Genomic DNA, 18,343 nt, shown 5'->3' on the forward strand with positions numbered 1-18,343 from the left:
CCTGACGATTAACGTCTAAGGTCGAAAAACCCACCGCGTAGCCGAGTCCTACAATTGATAAAGGTACAGTAGGATCACCCGAGCATTAAGCTCTTTATGATCTAACTGTACCTCTATTAAACACGCATTTTACTAGCAGGATAGGCGCACGATACACGCATTTTACACGCATTATTGGCCCAGTAGCTTCAGACTGTTAGCGACTGACTCGATACCCTTGTTAATACGCCGGTCAACCGTTGATGGGTCCATGTGGCTAAAATGAAGTACCGTTAATTTATGACGATGACCCTTGATGTACCGATACTCAATAGCTCGCCGGATCTCCTCGTCAACTATTAACCTCGCTGCTCGCTCAATCTCAGCTGTCGCCATACGGTATGCATTGTACACCTTTTGCTGTTTTGGGGCAAGATCCCCTATTTGATCAAGCTCTGCTAATATTGCTAACTGTCGCCTATACCGACTGAGGAGAGACTTTGTTTGCTTAATCTCTTCCTTCGTTGCTACTGGACACAGCTCGTCTTGATACCATACCATTCCCCTCGTCCCTCTCTCTATTTTTATGATATAGTGATAAGGAGAGTTACATTTATGCCCCCGTTCCCAGTTCCCCAACTAGACGGGGGTTTTCTTATGCCGTCTGTGTGATGATCCCCAGTTCATAAACTTGCATTCCAAGACGCTTCGCCAATTCAACTTCAATTTGCGCTCCTTTAGATTTTTCCCAGCCTGGTAGGGTTACAACTGTATCAGCTGCCATCATCTCCACGATATCGCGCTTCATGCAAGCCACCCATGATTTGTCCGGCTGATCAATGCGAGCTGGATTGATGATTTCATACCCCAACGCTCGCAGATTGTCTTCAGCATCGAAAAATGCTGGGAAGTTCAAATCCTCGAATCCCGTCATCGGGCCGGAAATATAGACGACTTTTACAACTGACATAATATTACTCATGGGCTGCATCCTCTCGCTTTCTTTCAGTGCTAAAGGTGTAAGAGTATTCAATTTCAAGATCAAATTCTAATCCGCATCGGCCGCAGGTCCATTCTTTAGGTTCCCCACCATCAAAGAGGTCAACTGGTTCATTATCGTGACCGCAGTAAGGACACTTAATTTCTTCCTCGCCATCACACGCCCCATTCTCATAGTCTTCTGTAAAAGATTCAATTAATGGCGTTGTTACACTCTTGTGACACGGCAAACAAAGCAATTTATCTTCAAACCAATGCGTTTCATTACTCCTTGTTTCCTTACGGCATTCGCCACATTTCGTGTAATCAACGCCGTCCCTCATGTATCCAGGATAACCACTCATTTACCTTGCTCCTCTCCTCAATCAAATGGTTTGTCCAAGGCAGAAGATTCGTTTAGACGTTTCCTCAATTCTTCTCGGTATTCCTCGGCAAATTCATAATCTCCACCGCGACAGGCTGATTCAAATTCACTTATTAATTCATCATTGTCGCATTCCAATGCTGGTCTTCCTGGTCCCATTTTCCTCCGTCCTCTCTCATAATAATTTTCCGAACAAGTTAAACACATGCCTAACCCTTGAATATATGCAATTTGATCATCCGTTAGATAGCTTACATCGATCTCGTCATCATGTCCGCAGCCCATCTTTAGCATCACTTGTCTTCGGCCTTTCTGGATACCCATGCAAAGCGCCTGCCCCTTTTGCCAGTAGGATCTTCAATGACATAGGATAATCCTTTTGGTATATGGAAACTCGCTTCTATCCGCAACGGTCCATAGTTTGTATAAATGCTCTCTCGTTGCGCAATCCGCGAACCCGCGCAAACGAATAGCTTGAACCTGTCTATCTGATTGCCCGATATCCGTAATGGCCTCAATGCAGCATTTATCATCTGAGTAGCTACATCCATAGACATCATGCTCCTTGCGGTATGTCGTCCCGCTGGGTTCGATCAAGGTCTACAAATTTATTGTAGTTCTTCAGGAACGCCAGCTCGACCGTACCGGTCGGGCCATTTCGCTGCTTCGCAATAATAATTTCAATAATATTTTTCTTCTCTGACTCCTTATCGTAGTAATCATCCCGATAAAGGAAAGCGACAATATCTGCATCTTGCTCGATAGCTCCAGACTCCCTAAGGTCAGACATCATCGGACGTTTGTCCTGCCGCTGTTCTACGCCCCGACTAAGCTGGGATAACGCGATAATTGGAACGTCCAATTCACGGGCTAGTTGCTTCAAAGTACGGGAAATGTCGGATACTTCTTCTTGACGGTTCGAACGCTTACCGCTGCCTGGAATCAGTTGCAGATAATCTATGAGGATTAACCCTAAGCCTCGTTCTTTCTTCAATCTCCGGCATTTAGCACGGATCTCGTTAACCGTAATGCCTGGCGTGTCATCAATATGGATATCCGCCTCAGATAACGAGCCAATAGCCATGGACAGCTTCTCCCAATCGTCACCTTCAAAAAATCCTGTACGCAAACGGCTTGCATCAATATTCCCCTCTGCACAAACCATCCTCTTTGTAAGCTGCTTAGCGGCCATCTCCAAGCTAAACACCGCCACAGTATGCCCTGTTTTAATAGCAACATTTTGCGCAATGTTGAGGGCGAGAGCTGTCTTTCCTACAGATGGACGAGCTGCAACGATAATCAAGTCGCTATTTTGAAAACCAGCAGTCATCCTGTCCAGATCACGATAGCATGAAGGTATTCCGGTTATCCCTCGGTTCACATGCCTGGTATTATATAGTTCTTCTTCTTCTTCCCACACTTCGATTAACACTTCTCGCAACGAGACGAAATCCTGTGCAGGAGCCGATTGGTCAGATAATCTAGAAGCTGCCGTTTCCGCCATTGCAACAAATCCCTTGATATCCCGTTCTTCCGCTGCATTTTTGAGAAGGTCATAGGCTGTATACATTGCTTCTCGCTGCAAGAATAGATTTTTTACCCGATCCGTGTAGTAACCTGTGTGTTCCGATGTTGGAACAGAGTTTGCAAGATCGGACAAATAGGATACCCCGCCGATTAAATCCAACTCCTCGGAATCTTGCAATGTACCTGTAACTGCTACGATATCAATCGGGTTGCCTTCGCGTTCAAGATTACGCATAGCTCGGAATATACGAGCATGAGACTTCTCATAGAACTCCCCGCCTACCAGTTGCTCACTAGCAATAACATATGCTTCTTTGCTAAGTAAGGTCGAACCGAGAATTGAACGCTCTGCCTGAATATCTGCAGGAAGTTCGAGGCCTAACTTATCGCATACCTCGTTGAAATTAATCATGTCATGTCACCTCTCAGCAGCTTGCGAGTACGTTCCCAATATCCTTCAGGAGGTGGACTGTCGATCTCAGACCATTCGTTGAGTTGTGCATCATACTCTTCTGCCTGCCGCTTACTGCGTTGGCTGTCCAATTGATCCCCCAGCCTCCCGCGAATATGAGCAATTCCAGGCGTTACGGTTTCAGTCAATATGTGCTGATCTATATTGGTGCGAGCTGCGTCAGCAGGAAAATGCTTAAGATACTTATGATCCTCTTTCACCTTTGCAAGAGAAGCGTCAAAAAAAGGAAAGTGCTTCTTAATGTGCTTATACAGTTCGGCTATTTCAATCACTTCCACGGCGGCGGCGCTCCTCTTCGATGAATTTATCTAGTGCATCTATTTCCTGTTGCTGCTTAGTCCGCTTTGAAGATCCAAGAGCGACCTCGGAGACTGGCACTCCGCTGGTTATGGACTCTTCACCAAGGGCGACCGCAGGGATTGGTGCCCTGTCGGTTATGGCTTTTGCTGCATCCCAAGCATCCAAGATAGCTTGCTTGTAATAAACAAAGGTACTGATAACCTTGCCTGTTGCTGTACGCTCTCTGTGTAGCTCCCGCATAACCCTGATAATGAGTGCAACGGGTATATGCTGGTCGAGCATCCATTGCATTGAAACAATGTCATTCCGCTTGACGTGAATATCGAGTTTGCTATGTAGGGAACAAAACTCACCTAGCAGCAATTCGAATGGATTATCCGTAGTAGTAATAGTATCTTTAAAATCTCTTAATACAGTGTCGGTTAAGTTGTCCAAATTATGGACTTCATTTCCGTTTGTGGTGTCAAAGCTGTTCGATTCTTGGACAACTTGACCTTTATAATCCGTTAAGTTGTCCAAATTATGGACTTGTTTTTGTGAGATGAAATTAAAGTTTAAGATATAAGCCCCCTTTGACTTGCCTCGTGGAGGAGGCTGGTATACCATGATCCCATTTGAAGCTAATCTGTCACGATACGTGTTAATAGTCTCTCGGCTCTTAATTCCCGTCTGAAAATGAAGCTCAGTATTGGTCATCTGGAAAGATCTTAGCCAACCGAGTTTTCTTGATTTTCTCCATATCGCTAAAATGATAGCTGTTCCATTCGGCCCAAATGTTTCAGGACCACCTATATCTTCAAACTGATCAAGCAAACTGTCGAGGGACGGTTCTAGGTTCGTTCCGTACATTCACACGCCCCATTCCCTTCTTGATATTGACATATCACAGCAAGCCGCGCAGCTTATCCACTACATTTGCAGCAGCAGCTTTAAGAGCAGCCTGCTCCTTCGGCTCCGTTACGGCGGCAATGGCCTTGACCAAAGTATCGCCTTCTATGACCATCTGCTGGATAATGATTTTAGCCTTTAAATAGCTCTCATTATTGCTCCGCGCAAGCTGTTGGTTAAGCTTGTCCAACTGCTCCTGCATAGCCTGCTTTTCCTTGTTGGCTTGCTCCGTCAATTCCTGTTCGCGCCGCTGAACAAGCTCGGTAGCCGCTTTCTCGGCTTCGGCCTTCAGCGCATCAAATTGAGTCTGCAAGTCAGCAACCTTCTTCTCTTGCTCTTGTTTGGCCTTCTCAGCTTTCCTAAGGTCCGTCTTTACCTTGGCGACGGCTTTATCATCCCCGCCAGCCTTGGCCTGCTCCAACTCGGCTTGCAACGCTGAGAGCTGCTGCCCTTGCTGCTCTTGTAGCTGCTTGCTTAGTTCAAGTCGCTCATTCAATTCCTTCTTCTCTTGGGCTTGTTTTGCTGACCATTCATCAAACTTCGCTTTCTGTTCCTCTTGACGCTCCTGCTCCTCTTTCAAAGCTTTTTCAGCATCATTTTTGCCTTTGATGGCTGCCTGAAGCTCCCTAACGGACATATCGGCAACGTCATTCTCTGCCGCGAATTGCTCCCGATCCTCTGCCGATACCGACAGCAGAGCAACGGCCTGACTGTAATTTAAATTAGTGAGATTCGGGGAATTTGCATACTCTTCCGAAACTCGCATGAAGTTATTCGCTGTGGACTGACTGTAACTAACGTTTGCTTGCAACCAGCCTCCCCATTCACCGTGAGTAACAAGAGCCTTTGCCTCCGTCAGTTTGCGCCCAATCTCAATAGACGACTGAAGCACAATTTGCCGTGCCTGTTGGTCAATGCTCCTGATTTCAGCCGCGATTACCTCCGGCGTTCGAACTGCTACCGTTGTTTCTAATGCTGGCACTATTGCCGCCGCTTGCTTTGCCCTTGTCATACAACTGCCTCCTGTCTATTTGCCGGACGATTCAATCTACCGGATTTTTTCGATTTCTTGTTTAACTGCTCCATAAATGAATCGACAACAATCTTAACTTCATCCGTCATGTTACAGTTTTTTAAGCCTCTGCATTGAATGAAGCGTTTGTCTGTTACCTGCAAGGTATAGTAAGGCTTATCTGGATCGGATAACTCTCGCAAGACGAACAAATCTGTTCTTGCATTTACATACGATTCGGCGTAGCCGCCAACGCAATGATTCAGCCTCTTTCCTTCGTCGAATAGTTCATCCACAGATTCAACAGCGCGAATAAAAATTCCAGAAGCTTCGAAATACATTTTTTTTAGTTCAGCAATTCGCTTATTCAATAGCTGATCTAACTTTTCATTTTTCTTATGCTTAATCATTGCCGTTAGCTTTTGATGAGCTTCGTGAAGATCATTGGGGAACAGGTATCGTTCTTCTTTCAAACTCATACCTAGTTCCTTGCACTGCTTCAGGTAATCCTTAAAGTCATATGCAACACTTGATAGGCTGGATCTACTACCACGCCGGAATTGCTTAAGCAGATAACGCATAATAGTTTCTTCAGAAGCATAGGCTTTGTTTTCTTTAAAAATGTGGGAATGTTGCCCCCTGTCTATATCAGACAAATCAAATGCGTCAACTGCGGTAAAGGGATACCCTTTCTTGCGCAAGTCCTGAAAAAACTTTAGTTCCTGCGGCCCCCATTTGCGGCCAGATTGTCGAATCTCATTAATAGATGATTTATCAAGCCTTAAAACTTTCTCTATGGTTTTGCCGCGCCAGTTGACAGCATTGAGTGTTGAGTTTCTATAAAGCTTCGTCCAAATAATTTTTTTGAATCCAAGCTTAGATAGATATTCTACACAGGGGTATCGAGCGGCCAAATCAAAAAATTCAACCATGTCAGAGACATAACTACTGTTTTGATATTTGATGAAGTCTTCCCATGTGCTGTATTGAAACGACGTCCCTTTTACAGCGCTGCGAATATTGCCGTGTGAAACAAACCTTTTATATCCTCCGAATCGACTATCAAAAGCCGAAAATACGGACTTGCGATGCTCCTTCCAATCCCAATATTGAGATTTCCCAGACTCAAACAAATACATATGACCAGCATTATATTCGGTCTCAATGTTTTCATAACTTCCGCTGTAGTCACGATATACTCCTATAACACGGGCAGTTATAGCTTTAGGATCGACAACTGATTTTTCATACCAAACAAGAACACATTTGTCAGTCATGTATTTACGACTTACGCCATCAGCTCTCACATAGCAACTGGATTTGCAATGTGGACATGTCACCTTTTCCTTTTGTTTATGCTTCAGCTTGACCTCAGATCGATGTCGCTTGTTGCAATGGGTACAGTGAGCAAATTGAATGCCCATTACCGTCTTAAAAAAAAGATACCTACTTTCCTTTAAAACAGTATCGGTTACATACCGCGCAAGTGATTTGCTGATCTTCTGAGGAAAGTGCGCTTTAAATTCCTTGAAGTCGCTCATGTGCCTGCCTCCTACAATCCCAAGTCATCCAGATTAATAGCAAAGCCCACAGCAACCGGTTCCGGCTCTGTCTTTGGCGGCTCAATACCGAAATAGCTGAGAATAATAATCCTAGCTTCGTCTGGATGAAGCATTCTTGCATTCTTTTTTTTAGCTTCTTGCTCAAGCGCATTTTTGCTGGCCCCAATGGTCTTGCCATCTGCTAAAAACAACTGAGCTTTTTCGGGATTGGAACGAACATAGTTAATCAATTCAGCGCCGACAAGACGAATGTATTCTTCTTTTGGGTTCGCCCCAACCTCTTGTTGAATCTTTTGCAATGCCTGCTGAAGCATCGCTATCCCTCCTTATGGATAGCTGGCAGGATGATCCCGCCAGCTCGTTAAGTTTGGTTTATCCTACAATGACTACTTCCCCAGCTTCGATCCTCGCCGCCAGAAGTCCCGTGAAATATGATTTGATTTCAGCGATAGCCGTAACCTTCCACGCTCCCCCATCCGCCTCGAAAAGCGCCGCAGCAGGCCCTTTTTTCATCCGAAGAACGAAAGACGAAAGCGGCTGTTCAATCTCTACAAAAGTGCGGAACGGCTTGAGACGTACTGGATTAGGGACTACAACAGGTTCCACTTGAGCTACACCCGTCTTGGCCGTAACCTGTTGGCTGACGCCATCGTCGCCAAACGTCATTACTTGTTCGTCCTTCACATTACCAACCAACTTAAGGACAGTATCGCGATCATTAAAGGTCGACGTTTCATCCAAACCAGAAGGAACGAAACAGCTTTGAAGCAAGATGTTAAACGATTCGAGGTCGTAGTAATCGTTAAAACTAATCCGAGGTAGCAGAGCTGTCGCTTTAATGAGCCTGCTGCGATTATGGTCATCATTTAGACCAGTCAAAACATGAACTTCCGTAGGCGAGATAACATGGATGATAACTGGCAGCCGTTTGTCAAAGTCTGATTGCAAATACTCCACAATTCCGCTTAGGTTATGGACCTCAATGTTGTCTATCAGCGGCTGGCTAATCTTTGCCAGTTCAGCGCTTGTGTATGTTCTGCCGTTAATTACAGCCGTTTGGATAGGAGCTGTATGTTTCGCCAGGCTCAAAATTTTATCAATAGCCTCTCTAATCACAGGAAATCCTCCATTCATTTAATTTAAGTGTGTTTTACCGATAAGGTGACATATTAACAACTTTCTTGTTGTCTACTGGCGCTCCGGTTCCATCCACTACCGCGCCATTATCGGCCATGGCCATTTGATCGAGGTCGCGGCCCATTTTCAGTTCCTGCATGACGGCATTGCCGTCTTTATCCCAATCAAAGACAAAGTGTGACGGTAATCCCTTAGCGGGGGCTAGTGATGATTTGACCGTAATCTCCGCATCTCCAAGCTGACGGGCTTCGTTCGGCTTAATTGAGATTTCAATAGTAAGCTTCCTGGTTGCATCTGGCTTGGTGTTGGGATCAAGTACGTTCTCGGCAATCTTATTTAATTCCCGTTGAATTCGTTCACTGGCCCCGCCTCCGGCCAATTGGTCAATGCTAATGCCCATATGTATCACCTCCTCTCTCGAAAATCCCAAACGCCTGGCATTTTAAGCTGGAATAACGCGGACCTTGCCGGATTGACGATGTACAATATGCAATTGATTTCCCGCCGCTTTGAATACAAGCCAATTAGAAGGCGACAGCTTGACGCATGCCATTGCCTGCTTCTGTTTGCGAGTTGGGCACTTTCCTCTTTTCACGCTCCTTCCCTCCCTTCTTGCTCGACCTTTCAACAATCTCTGAAACTTCCGATTCAAACATCGGGATTGACATGCCAGATGAAGCGCATTTGAGCTTGATAAATGAACGTGCTTTGCCCCAAACATCTATAACTTCGCCCGTTAATCCGTCATGCGTTCGCACGATATCGCCCTTTAACACGATCATCGACAGTCCCTCCCTCTGATGCGCCCTTACCTGCATCGCCAGCAGCCCGACCCGTTCGAGCCGCTGGCGACAAAGGCAAATGCCTTATGTCGTATCTTTTCCAGATGTTCACCTTCCATATCTGAGTTTTAACGCCGTGAAAGCGATTTGGCGGTGGTTGCTGTCCAAGTAATCCATATCACTGAGATCCACCTTGTTCCTTTCGTTGAAGCAGTGGAGGGCCAGTTTAAGCATAAATTTTTCCGATTGACTCCAAGGTGCTGAAACCTTCTTGAGCTTAGTGCCAAATACACGCTCCGACTTGAGACAAACGTATCCAGGAGTAAAATAAAGCTGAAGCTTAGGCGTATTAATGAAGAGATACAACAACGCTCCCCAATAACGATCTCTTTGCAAATGTGCCGGAATTTCGATTTCCATATAAATCCTCCTTAAAATGCGGTAAAATTTGTATATCGTCGTCGTATCAAGGCAGAACCCTCCAGGCAGAAGGGAGTGATGCGCTTTCGTATTCATGTTTTTCTTTTTTGAAGACGATTTTTCAAAGCGGTTAGCAGCCACTATGGAAGATCGTGGTTTCGACTCAATTACTTTAGCAATGATCGCCAACGTTTCCCCCTCGACGGTGCAACGTTGGCTGGACGGAGACTTCCAGCGATTACCTGATAGGCGTAGCCTAATCAAACTAGCCTGGAGGGTTCTGCCTTGATACGACTTCAGGTTATTTAACTCGATTCTTGCAATGAGCGGCAAACGATATGACCGCCCCTATCACTCCCAAAACCACTATGACAATATCAATCCAAGATATATGGCCGTCCAGTAAGATCATTTCATTCGCACCTTCATATCTGGATGTGCTATAATGGACATAACGAGATTCTTCAAACGGGTCCGTAACGGTGTCCAGCCTGCCAGCTGGGCATTTTGCTTTTCATAAGCCTCGAATCTGATCAGCATTTGCAAGTACGCCTCCATTGAGGGCATCTTACTTTGGTCCACCTTATCCGGATTGCTCTGGATAAATCTCAGATTGTGCCGCGCAGCTCGTCCAGCTGCCCTAGCCTCCGCAATCAGCTTGTCTCTCGACATATCTCAACCTCCTACAGTAAATTGCATGACATGCTGCATGATGGATAATCCATCCATGCCGCAAAAGAACGAAACCGCGACTTCTCTTGCATTGGTTAGATCCGTCCACTTAATCAGTGTTTCAGCATCAAGCGTTTTCTTATCGCCCTCAATCTTGCTAATGCAGCTTCTTGAGCGGTTCAGCTTCTCGGCTAACTGTTCTTGACTCAATCCAGCTCTCTCACGACACGCTTGTAATATCGCCCCAAATTTCATCAAATCAACCTATCCTCCTTTTTGTTCCAAATTGGAACCGACAGGGCGATTCAGATGCTATAAAATTAAGTCATACCGTTCCCCTATTGTGCCGCCGTATTTGACGGCGGCAATTTTTATGCGGCTCCACCTTTTTTCCATTTAGTGCCTGCATTATTGTTGATCCATTCGGTGTGCTCATCGATCCACTTCATTAATAAATGAGTGGGGACACGAGGATTCCCAAATTCGCGACAAACGGGGAAGTCGTTACGTCCGAGCAATTCGGATGTTTTAGTGCTACCTATTTCCAACAGCTCCATCAACTGCGTTCGCGTAAGCAAGGGCGGCATGCTGCTGGAAAATGAATGCTTTTTAATTGCAGAATCGACAGCGGCATTAATAATTCCTTGTAATTGCTCATAATCAAATTCGAATTTTAGCAACTACAATCAACTCCTTTTGATGTGGCATATCAATCTACACGAGTTACTATATTGAAGTATCGTCGAGTTTTTCTTTTGAGAAATACTCTTTTGCCAGCTTTTCTGGTCTTACGCCAAATATAAGAGCCATCTTGGATATATGCTCTGTTCTCAATGGGTGACGGCCAGAACGAATGCGAGAATACCATCCAGCTGTTTTCCCCATACATTCGCATAGTTGACTGCAATTGAGCCCTTTTTTTATACGATATTTCTCAAGTACATTTGGATTCATTGATCCACCTCCATATCGACGTTTCTTCAAGTTATGAATAAACTATACTTGAATTAACTTCAAGTTGTCAATGTTAAAGTAGAATTTTCTTCAAGTGTATTTTGAAGATGCTTCAAATCGTATATACTCAGAAATGAAAGGAGGTTGATTTTCATGAACTTTGGCGAGCGGTTAAAGCAGGCTAGGAAGAATAAGCGGCTAACACAGCTGGAGGTCGCGAGAATAATCGGGATAGATGATACGACGATATCAAAGTATGAAAACAATAAATCCGAGCCTGACAATGAAACTCTAAACAAGTTAGTTGATTTATATAATATAAAAGTAGATTGGTTGCACGGGAGAGAAAATGCTTCAACTGTGGATTCTAAAATTCTAGCGGGGTTCAAAAAACTTAGTGATAAAGATCAGCTTTATATATTAGATTTAATAGAAAGACTTGAACCAACAATTGCAACTAAAAAAGAGTAGTCTCAACTACCCTTTTGATTGATTAATTTATTTATTTCATCAGCTATAACTTTTTTTGTATTATCGCTTTTGGTTTCTAAATACTCAATCAACCTTTTTTCATTCTCTGCCACCGTCACCAGCTGATTCCCCCTCTAAGATTGTGATAAAAGGCAGCCGCATTGTTGTATTACTTACTATAAATGAGAACAACTGTTCGTGCAAGAGAAATAACTAAATATTTCCGTGAGGTACGCGTATGGCTAACCCCATCCGCTGCCGCGTTCCTGAGATACTTGCAAGAAAAGGACAGACACAAATATGGTTAGCTGGAGAAACTGGACTGCCTAAGCAGCGATTAAGTGATTACTGCACTATGCGTCGAATGATGTCAATCCAGACCGCTAAACTTATTGCAGATGTACTAAAAGTATCTGTCGAAAGCTTGTATGAATGGGAAGGCGAGCAGCAAGAGTAGTTCTATACTACTCTCACCGATGGAGTACCACTATAGTAGTACCAAAATGGATGTAATCATATTGTAAGCGCATGACTTTTAATAGGCAATAATTAATTTGTACTAGGCCCTTAGAGGCTTTTTATTTTACCTGAGAATAGAACATACATTCTTGTTAAGGAGATGATAATAATGGCTTCTTTCACGAAGATCAAAGCGAAAAACAAGCAGGGATATAAATATATTTGTGTGGCGGATGGTCCGCCTGATCCGATTACAGGTGAACGAAAACAAATATCGCGAAGAGGAGACAGCAAAAAAGAAGCCGAGGAAAGGGTTAACCAGGCTATTAAAAATTTAAAGAATTCCGGGATTAGCGAGAAAACATTGAAGAAAAAAAGTTTTGAGGTGGTTGCAAATGAGTGGTTGAATATATACTCTCGGCGTAAAGTCAAGGAAAACACTATACGTATTAGGGAAGATCAAATAGGCCTGTTAATTCGATACATACCTAAGACTGGAATTGGTAAGATAACGAATCGTGATTATCAGAATGCACTTAACAGTCTCGATGATGAAGAATACTCGACAAACTCGATTAAGGGAGTACATGTTGTTGCTGGCATGATATTTAAGTTTGCCATTATCAATAAGTATCTTGTAGACAACCCAACAATGGGAGCTGTTATACCTGAAAAAGTAGAGACTATTGAGGATCTGGAGAACAACAAAATTGACAACAAGTATTTAGAGAGAGAGGAAATAGCTGAGTTTTTACGTGCTGTTCGTGATCACGGCCGCTACAATGATTTAGTGATTTTCTTTCTTTTGTTGTTCTCAGGCATGCGATCAGGCGAGTTGTGTGCCCTAAAGTGGAACGATATAAATTTCGAAACCAATGAAATCAGAATAAATAAAACGTACTACACACCAAGAGGAAATAAGCGTGCCTATAAGCTGACACCGCCGAAGACAAAGGGATCAAATAGAATGTTTGAAGTAGATGACAGTATTATCGCTATGCTTAAAGATCACAAGAATGCACAAGCGGAAATGAAGAAACGAGCTATGAATCTTGGAGTTCCATATGTTGACGAGAATTTTGTTATTGCTCGAACTAGTGGTCACCCCTTCTCCCAGCGGCTTGTGTACGTTCGCATGGAACGTATTATCAAGAAGACATCCATAAAAAAGAACGCCACTCCACACATTCTCCGTCACACCCATGTCTCGATGTTAGCCGAGGCTGAGATCGATATTAAGACAATCATGAAACGTGTTGGGCACGATCATATGGAGACAACACTTAAAATTTACTCACATGTGACCGAAAAAATGAAGAAAAAAGCTGTCGATAAAATAAAAATGACATTTGGGGACATACTACAAATACACCAAACAGCAGAGAATGAGCAGAAAGCGTGATTTTTTATGTGACTTATCTAAATTGTGTGAATAAAAAAGCCCTTAATCTCAACGATTTAGGGGCTTTTTTTGATTTTATTATTTTATGTTTCGGATAAAAACCAATGATTTGCAAATGATAACAAGAGCCCGATTAACCGTGGAGGTGGAAAAGCTGAAACGCATTTATTCTCGTCGAACTGTATTCATGAGTTGTTTGCTCAGTATCGCATTGGGGGTAGTCGGAAGCGGTTCCTGCGCTGCTGCCACAGATAGAGAAAGCCACATTGAACACATTCCGGCCGCTGCAGCAAAATCCCCAGTCAATCCACTTGCCAAGCGACTGGAGCTGTACGAGCAAATGAGCGCCTTTACTGGTATTCCCTGGTATCGACTCGCCGCAATAGACCAATACGAGCGTACGATTACGAAGGCCCGGCCCAAAACCAGAGAGCAGCTTGGCGAATGGATCAGTATTTTCGTCTCCGAATCCAAATGGGTGGGCGACCTGAATCCTGATACTCACGATCAGATTCCGTCTTCCATCAGATGGTTCAGCGGGATCGGCAAGGACGGCAACGGCGATGGCGTCGCCAGCCGCAACAACGATATCGATCTGCTCTACTCTATTGCAGACCATCTGATGAAATATGGGGCTGCTGAAGACGATTATGCAATCGGCTTATGGCACTATTATCACAATACGCGGGCTGTCCAGCGAATACGGCAATTCTCGCTCATCTATGCCGCCTTCGGCAAGCTGGATTTGTTTGATCACGCTTTTCCAGTCCCAGTGGGAACTAACTATTCCTATAAAGGCACATGGGGAACGCGGCGCAGTTGGGGCGGGTATCGAATTCATGAAGGAACAGACATATTCGCTAATCATGGCGTGTCCGTGCGCAGCACCTGTTACGGCATCGTTGAGATAAAGGGCTGGAATCCATACGGCGGCTGGCGCCTTGGCATCCGTGATCTGAACAATATCTATCACTATTACGCCCATCTGTCCGGCTACGACAAGTCCCTTCAAGTGGGGTCGATCGTGCATCCGGGACAAGTCGTCGGTTGGGTTGGAAGCTCAGGCTACGGCAAGCCCGGAACACAAGGGAAGTTCCCGCCCCATCTGCATTATGGCGTCTATCGCGACCGAGGGCTTGTGGAATGGTCCTTTGATCCTTACCCGCTGCTGCGGCAGTGGGAGGGCGCTGAACGAAGACAGAAGCGAAGTAAATCTTGACTTTCAATACCCGATTCACGCTGCAAAAAGCGGCAGCGGGTCCGTGCATCATCATGCGCGTACCTGCTGCCGCTTTTGCTTTCATGATAGATGCACACTATTGCTGGAAATCTCCTTCTTGGTGTGTTGAATGACCTGGCTCCAGAAGTGATTCTTCCGAGCTATTCATGTCTTCCGTATTCTCGGCGCCAGTTCTCATTGGAAGCGAGATATTGGGAGCAGAGGCGGCTGAATCGCCGACCGGCTTGCCATTATTGTCGTAATAGTACATCGGCACATCACCGACAACAAGCAGATAAGAGATTGGAATTTCCGTATCGACAAGCTCTGGCTTCGTATCGAAAGGAATAATAATCGAGACCTCCGCCACAATCCGCATATATACCTCTACCAGAATCATATTGATTCCGGCATCGCTTTGCCTTGTATTCAAATCAACCTTCACTGCTCCAAGCGGCTCAAACTTTACAGGAATTCGCGGTCCGTAGGATGCAATAAATGCGCTGCCCATCGCTTGACCAATTGGAATATGCTCTGGAATGTCGCCAATCTGATTCAGCATCGATTGCACCGTCTCGATGGTCTGGGAGGTGATGCGCATGTGCTCGGCATAATTCAGCATGAACCCGGAAACCTTCCCGTTCGCGCTCATCTTCCAGTCCACAAGCTTATCAAAGCTTGATTGATGCGCAACCTGCTCGGATATCGCCTTATTAATCGCTTGCGTAGCTACCTGCTTGACCCTAATTTCAGCAACATGCATAAGCGGATCCCGCAGATTTCTCTCAATATAAATAAAGCTCTGCATCATAAACAGGAACACAATAAGCAGAATAAACAGCCACAGCTTACGGCGGCTCAGCTTCCCTGTGCTGCTCCGGCGACGACCGCTGCTTCGGCCGCGATTGCGCCATCCTCTGCGTCCCCATCTCGCCATCGCCTGCCCCCCTCGCATAACTTGGTCAGCTTCCACTTCCAAGCTTATGCAGGATACGTTGGAAAAAGAAGGCGCATTCGTAACGAAGTGAATCGCTAACAAAACTACCGATTCCCCTTCTTGAAGTCGATTTTCAATGAGTTTGAGAGGCCAAAAATTGTCCAAAGTGGTACGCGGCAGTGTATGATGTGACAATAACACAAGACGTAAAGATAATAAGGATCATCCATCCAATGAAAGGAGTTTGATTCACAATTTTATTTAAAAAGGTAAACGTTTTTTTCACATCCATACTATCTCTCCTCATACAATTGGGTCCCATGATTGAAGCAGCTCAATAATTATTACTTTTTTCCAATCTTGATGACCATGAATTGTGTAACACCAAAACAGCCTCCATTTTTATTCATATTTTAATGATCGGTCCACTTTTTTAGCTTCTACTAAAAATGATTATTTGTAAATGGATGTGAATTTTATTTAGCAAATTTTTAGCATTCCACACTTGGAAATGGTCATTCTGTTGGGAATTGATTCTTGACGAGTTATGGTCAAGCGGGCTTGGGCAGTCGCCGTTAGTGATGAGCCGCACATAAAAAGCAGTAATCTCCCTTTGGAGAAGCTATAGAATTATTGGAGTAATACGCCCCTCTCAACTGTAATTGTTTCACAGCGGGAACCAAGGTTCAGACAGACCAAGGGGAAAAGAATATTGAGGACATTCAGGTCGGAGATAAGGTTCTCTCGAAGAATGAAGAGACTGGAGAGCAGGCTTATAAGGAGGTCACCCATCTATATCGAAATGATAAGGAAATCACCTATGAACTAACTGTAGGCAACCAAGTCATTGAAACAACCGACCATCATCCGTTTTGAGTGGAAGATAAAGGTTGGATACTAGCGGTTGACTTGCAGTTTGGGGACAAATTACAGCAGAGTAACGGGAATACCTTGAAGATTGACAACATCAAAATTGTTAAGCACGAAGAAAAGGTCAAGGTTTACAACTTTACTGTTGCTGAATTCCATACGTATTATGTGACGGATATTGGGATATGGGTGCATAACACGGATTGTGGATGGAGTATGGCACGGGGCGGAGATACGATCAATGGTCGAAAATATTCTGAGCATGCACTCGAAAGAATGGCCCCTAATACGATTGAGGTGAGGGCAGAGTTAACAACAAGAGCAAAGCAATCAGCACAAAGTAAAGGGCTTATACCGGGCACAAAAGAGTATAATGACTATATAAAGAAATATGTAGATTCTCGTGGCTTTCCACCAATGGTGATGTTATTACTGTTATCCCTAAATAGGAGATACGCTCTATGTTTACAATCTATGACCAGTACGAACTTCTGGAACTATTTGAAAGTGAGCCAATAGTGATTGGAGAACCCGAAGCAGGAATGAATATTTTTAAAAAGGAGGACAAGTACGGCTTTAAATTGATATTGACCATATCCATTTATGAAAAAGAATGTATCCTCTCTTTAACCCAAAGAGACTGTCCTAATCCAATTTTTGATTTAAGACTGACTGACGTGAATAAAATATACAATGAAAATTCTACATTGTATATTATGAGTGGTGAAAAATTGATTTCAATTGGTTTTCATCCTAACTTTTCATTATCTAATTTATAATTACTAATATTTTGATGTTAGGCTATGAGTTTCAAGTTCGATAATTATAAAGATTTTTAAAGAAATCTTGAGAGGCAAGAGCGGCGGCTGCAAGGTATGCAGGGATTAATGAAGTTCCAATTGAGAGCATTACTGAAATCGAATTAAAGAATACTTGGAAAGTTACCACCTGATGAGTTACTAATACAGACTTATGAAGCAGGAGGTAGATAGTATGGGGATAGAATCTTATAATTTTCTTCTATATCCCAAAAAGAACAAAGCTACACTTGCTGATGATGGATGGGAAACATACGGTGACGATTCGATTCTTTTTTCTACAGTTACCGATGTTCTATTATCATTAGAAAATGTCGCCGTGTATGCTCCTATAAATAAGTGGCCTACTAACGATCCGGAATGTTATTTTTCTTATGTAGACGAATCGAGTATTATTGAAATTGAAATTAATTCAGGAGAAAAAACAGAAACGGTTAAAGAATTAAGTTTAAGATTTGCTATATGTAATCCAGAAGGAATATTCGAGAAAGCTTTAGAATTATGCGAAAATATTTCCGGGAAGCTGGACCTGAATGTATTGAATATGAAGTTGCATGAAGTATTAGATTTTAATAACGATATTCAAATGGAACGAAGTAAGAAAATATTTAGTGACAAAAGAGAGAAGTTCTTTTCAATTTTCGGTTTACCATTAGGAGTCATATCCCAACCACTTTACTGTGGTGAAGTTTATGAGGTCCTGAGAGGCAAAAAATAACGGTTCTTGTTTCCACCTCGCTCTAATTAAAAGCACTTATGACATTAAGACCTTGAGGAAAGCCTCAGGGTCTTTCTGCTAAACATCAATAACTAAATCTGAGGAATTTCCAGGAGTTATTGATTTCGCTTATAGTCATTTATTCAATCGGTTCTACCGGAAACGACAGGAGAACCATTGAGCGAGGCTTCGCGGACGCTAAACAGCTCCACGGGTTTCGATATTGCCGGTTGTCCCCCTCAAATCGGATAGGAGGCTACCCATTAGTTGAGTAGCCGACCTTCCACACCACCGTGCATACCGTTCGGTACACGGCGGTTCCTAAGTTTACGTCTGTACAGTCTTGTAATGCTCCGAGAAAAATGTGTATCCGGCTTGTTT

At 43.8% G+C, this 18,343-nt stretch carries 25 protein-coding genes and 1 pseudogene; 7 read left to right on the top strand and 19 right to left on the bottom strand.

The window, feature by feature from the left end; genetic code table 11:
* Positions 1-634 precede the first annotated feature (634 nt).
* The 18 genes from L6H65_RS01365 to L6H65_RS01445 all read right to left on the bottom strand — a co-directional run bounded on the left by L6H65_RS01365 (position 635) and on the right by L6H65_RS01445 (position 11,068).
* Complete coding sequence (locus tag L6H65_RS01365) at positions 635-961, bottom strand: DUF1937 family protein (RefSeq protein WP_236338492.1); 327 nt, start codon at positions 959-961, stop codon at positions 635-637.
* Positions 954-1,322 (bottom strand): hypothetical protein, encoded by a 369-nt coding sequence (locus L6H65_RS01370; RefSeq protein WP_236338493.1) that lies wholly within the window; start codon positions 1,320-1,322, stop codon positions 954-956. Before L6H65_RS01370 ends, L6H65_RS01365 begins: the two co-directional genes overlap by 8 nt.
* A 17-nt stretch (positions 1,323-1,339) precedes the next feature.
* Positions 1,340-1,666, bottom strand: coding sequence for a hypothetical protein (locus tag L6H65_RS01375; protein WP_236338494.1), 327 nt, complete (start codon positions 1,664-1,666; stop codon positions 1,340-1,342).
* Positions 1,667-1,898: 232 nt separating this feature from the next.
* A complete protein-coding gene (gene dnaB / locus L6H65_RS01380; protein ID WP_236338495.1) occupies positions 1,899-3,281 on the bottom strand; it encodes a replicative DNA helicase in 1,383 nt (460 codons plus the stop codon).
* On the bottom strand, positions 3,278-3,619 hold the full coding sequence (locus L6H65_RS01385) for a hypothetical protein (protein ID WP_236338497.1): 342 nt from the start codon (positions 3,617-3,619) through the stop codon (positions 3,278-3,280). The genes dnaB and L6H65_RS01385 overlap by 4 nt, the downstream gene beginning before the upstream one ends.
* The gene (locus tag L6H65_RS01390; RefSeq protein WP_236338499.1) at positions 3,606-4,490 is read right to left on the bottom strand and encodes a hypothetical protein; all 885 of its coding nucleotides are present in this window, start codon (positions 4,488-4,490) and stop codon (positions 3,606-3,608) included. Before L6H65_RS01390 ends, L6H65_RS01385 begins: the two co-directional genes overlap by 14 nt.
* Before the next feature lie 34 nt (positions 4,491-4,524).
* Positions 4,525-5,541 (bottom strand): DUF3102 domain-containing protein, encoded by a 1,017-nt coding sequence (locus L6H65_RS01395; RefSeq protein WP_236338501.1) that lies wholly within the window; start codon positions 5,539-5,541, stop codon positions 4,525-4,527.
* A complete protein-coding gene (locus L6H65_RS01400; protein WP_236338502.1) occupies positions 5,538-7,082 on the bottom strand; it encodes a PcfJ domain-containing protein in 1,545 nt (514 codons plus the stop codon). The genes L6H65_RS01395 and L6H65_RS01400 overlap by 4 nt, the downstream gene beginning before the upstream one ends.
* A gap of 11 nt (positions 7,083-7,093) precedes the next feature.
* Positions 7,094-7,417, bottom strand: a complete 324-nt coding sequence (locus tag L6H65_RS01405; protein ID WP_236338503.1) for a hypothetical protein — start codon at positions 7,415-7,417, stop codon at positions 7,094-7,096.
* Positions 7,418-7,475: 58 nt separating this feature from the next.
* Positions 7,476-8,219 carry a hypothetical protein gene (locus tag L6H65_RS01410; RefSeq protein WP_236338504.1) on the bottom strand — a complete coding sequence of 248 codons (744 nt, stop codon included), beginning with the start codon at positions 8,217-8,219 and terminating at the stop codon, positions 7,476-7,478.
* A 34-nt stretch (positions 8,220-8,253) separates the two neighbouring features.
* On the bottom strand, positions 8,254-8,640 hold the full coding sequence (locus L6H65_RS01415; protein WP_236338505.1) for a hypothetical protein: 387 nt from the start codon (positions 8,638-8,640) through the stop codon (positions 8,254-8,256).
* 42 nt (positions 8,641-8,682) lie between these two features.
* Positions 8,683-8,793, bottom strand: coding sequence for a DUF6906 family protein (locus L6H65_RS26740; protein ID WP_371877615.1), 111 nt, complete (start codon positions 8,791-8,793; stop codon positions 8,683-8,685).
* The gene (locus L6H65_RS01420) at positions 8,765-9,022 is read right to left on the bottom strand and encodes a hypothetical protein (RefSeq protein ID WP_236338506.1); all 258 of its coding nucleotides are present in this window, start codon (positions 9,020-9,022) and stop codon (positions 8,765-8,767) included. Before L6H65_RS01420 ends, L6H65_RS26740 begins: the two co-directional genes overlap by 29 nt.
* A gap of 108 nt (positions 9,023-9,130) precedes the next feature.
* Positions 9,131-9,631 carry a hypothetical protein gene (locus L6H65_RS01425; protein ID WP_236338507.1) on the bottom strand — a complete coding sequence of 167 codons (501 nt, stop codon included), beginning with the start codon at positions 9,629-9,631 and terminating at the stop codon, positions 9,131-9,133.
* A 219-nt stretch (positions 9,632-9,850) separates the two neighbouring features.
* A complete protein-coding gene (locus L6H65_RS01430; RefSeq protein WP_236338508.1) occupies positions 9,851-10,114 on the bottom strand; it encodes a hypothetical protein in 264 nt (87 codons plus the stop codon).
* Positions 10,115-10,117: 3 nt separating this feature from the next.
* Positions 10,118-10,369 carry a helix-turn-helix domain-containing protein gene (locus tag L6H65_RS01435; protein ID WP_236338539.1) on the bottom strand — a complete coding sequence of 84 codons (252 nt, stop codon included), beginning with the start codon at positions 10,367-10,369 and terminating at the stop codon, positions 10,118-10,120.
* Between the two features lie 116 nt (positions 10,370-10,485).
* Complete coding sequence (locus tag L6H65_RS01440; RefSeq protein WP_371877611.1) at positions 10,486-10,794, bottom strand: DNA-binding protein; 309 nt, start codon at positions 10,792-10,794, stop codon at positions 10,486-10,488.
* Between the two features lie 46 nt (positions 10,795-10,840).
* Positions 10,841-11,068, bottom strand: a complete 228-nt coding sequence (locus L6H65_RS01445) for a helix-turn-helix domain-containing protein (RefSeq protein ID WP_236338509.1) — start codon at positions 11,066-11,068, stop codon at positions 10,841-10,843.
* Between the two features lie 153 nt (positions 11,069-11,221).
* On the opposite strand from L6H65_RS01445, the gene L6H65_RS01450 reads away from it, so the two are divergent.
* The 4 genes from L6H65_RS01450 to L6H65_RS01465 all read left to right on the top strand — a co-directional run bounded on the left by L6H65_RS01450 (position 11,222) and on the right by L6H65_RS01465 (position 14,619).
* Positions 11,222-11,539: a helix-turn-helix domain-containing protein gene (locus L6H65_RS01450; RefSeq protein WP_236338510.1), complete on the top strand. Its 318-nt coding sequence runs from the start codon at positions 11,222-11,224 to the stop codon at positions 11,537-11,539.
* A 238-nt stretch (positions 11,540-11,777) separates the two neighbouring features.
* Positions 11,778-11,996 carry a helix-turn-helix domain-containing protein gene (locus L6H65_RS01455; RefSeq protein ID WP_236338512.1) on the top strand — a complete coding sequence of 73 codons (219 nt, stop codon included), beginning with the start codon at positions 11,778-11,780 and terminating at the stop codon, positions 11,994-11,996.
* A gap of 171 nt (positions 11,997-12,167) precedes the next feature.
* Positions 12,168-13,400 (top strand): site-specific integrase, encoded by a 1,233-nt coding sequence (locus tag L6H65_RS01460; RefSeq protein ID WP_236338514.1) that lies wholly within the window; start codon positions 12,168-12,170, stop codon positions 13,398-13,400.
* A gap of 187 nt (positions 13,401-13,587) precedes the next feature.
* A complete protein-coding gene (locus tag L6H65_RS01465; protein ID WP_236338541.1) occupies positions 13,588-14,619 on the top strand; it encodes a M23 family metallopeptidase in 1,032 nt (343 codons plus the stop codon).
* 97 nt (positions 14,620-14,716) lie between these two features.
* Here L6H65_RS01465 and yunB read toward each other — a convergent pair whose 3' ends face one another.
* The gene (gene yunB / locus L6H65_RS01470) at positions 14,717-15,556 is read right to left on the bottom strand and encodes a sporulation protein YunB (RefSeq protein WP_236338515.1); all 840 of its coding nucleotides are present in this window, start codon (positions 15,554-15,556) and stop codon (positions 14,717-14,719) included.
* Between the two features lie 657 nt (positions 15,557-16,213).
* Between yunB and L6H65_RS01475 the strand changes: the two are divergent.
* The 3 genes and pseudogenes from L6H65_RS01475 to L6H65_RS01485 form a co-directional block, all read left to right on the top strand.
* Positions 16,214-16,945 (top strand): annotated as a pseudogene (locus L6H65_RS01475) (polymorphic toxin-type HINT domain-containing protein); the annotation flags it as partial.
* Positions 16,888-17,205, top strand: a complete 318-nt coding sequence (locus tag L6H65_RS01480; RefSeq protein ID WP_236338516.1) for a hypothetical protein — start codon at positions 16,888-16,890, stop codon at positions 17,203-17,205. The pseudogene L6H65_RS01475 and the gene L6H65_RS01480, both read left to right, overlap by 58 nt.
* A gap of 214 nt (positions 17,206-17,419) precedes the next feature.
* The gene (locus L6H65_RS01485) at positions 17,420-17,962 is read left to right on the top strand and encodes a hypothetical protein (RefSeq protein ID WP_236338517.1); all 543 of its coding nucleotides are present in this window, start codon (positions 17,420-17,422) and stop codon (positions 17,960-17,962) included.
* Positions 17,963-18,343 lie beyond the last annotated feature (381 nt).

Source organism: Paenibacillus plantiphilus (genome assembly GCF_927798095.1).
Classification (GTDB): domain Bacteria; phylum Bacillota; class Bacilli; order Paenibacillales; family Paenibacillaceae; genus Paenibacillus_Z; species Paenibacillus_Z plantiphilus.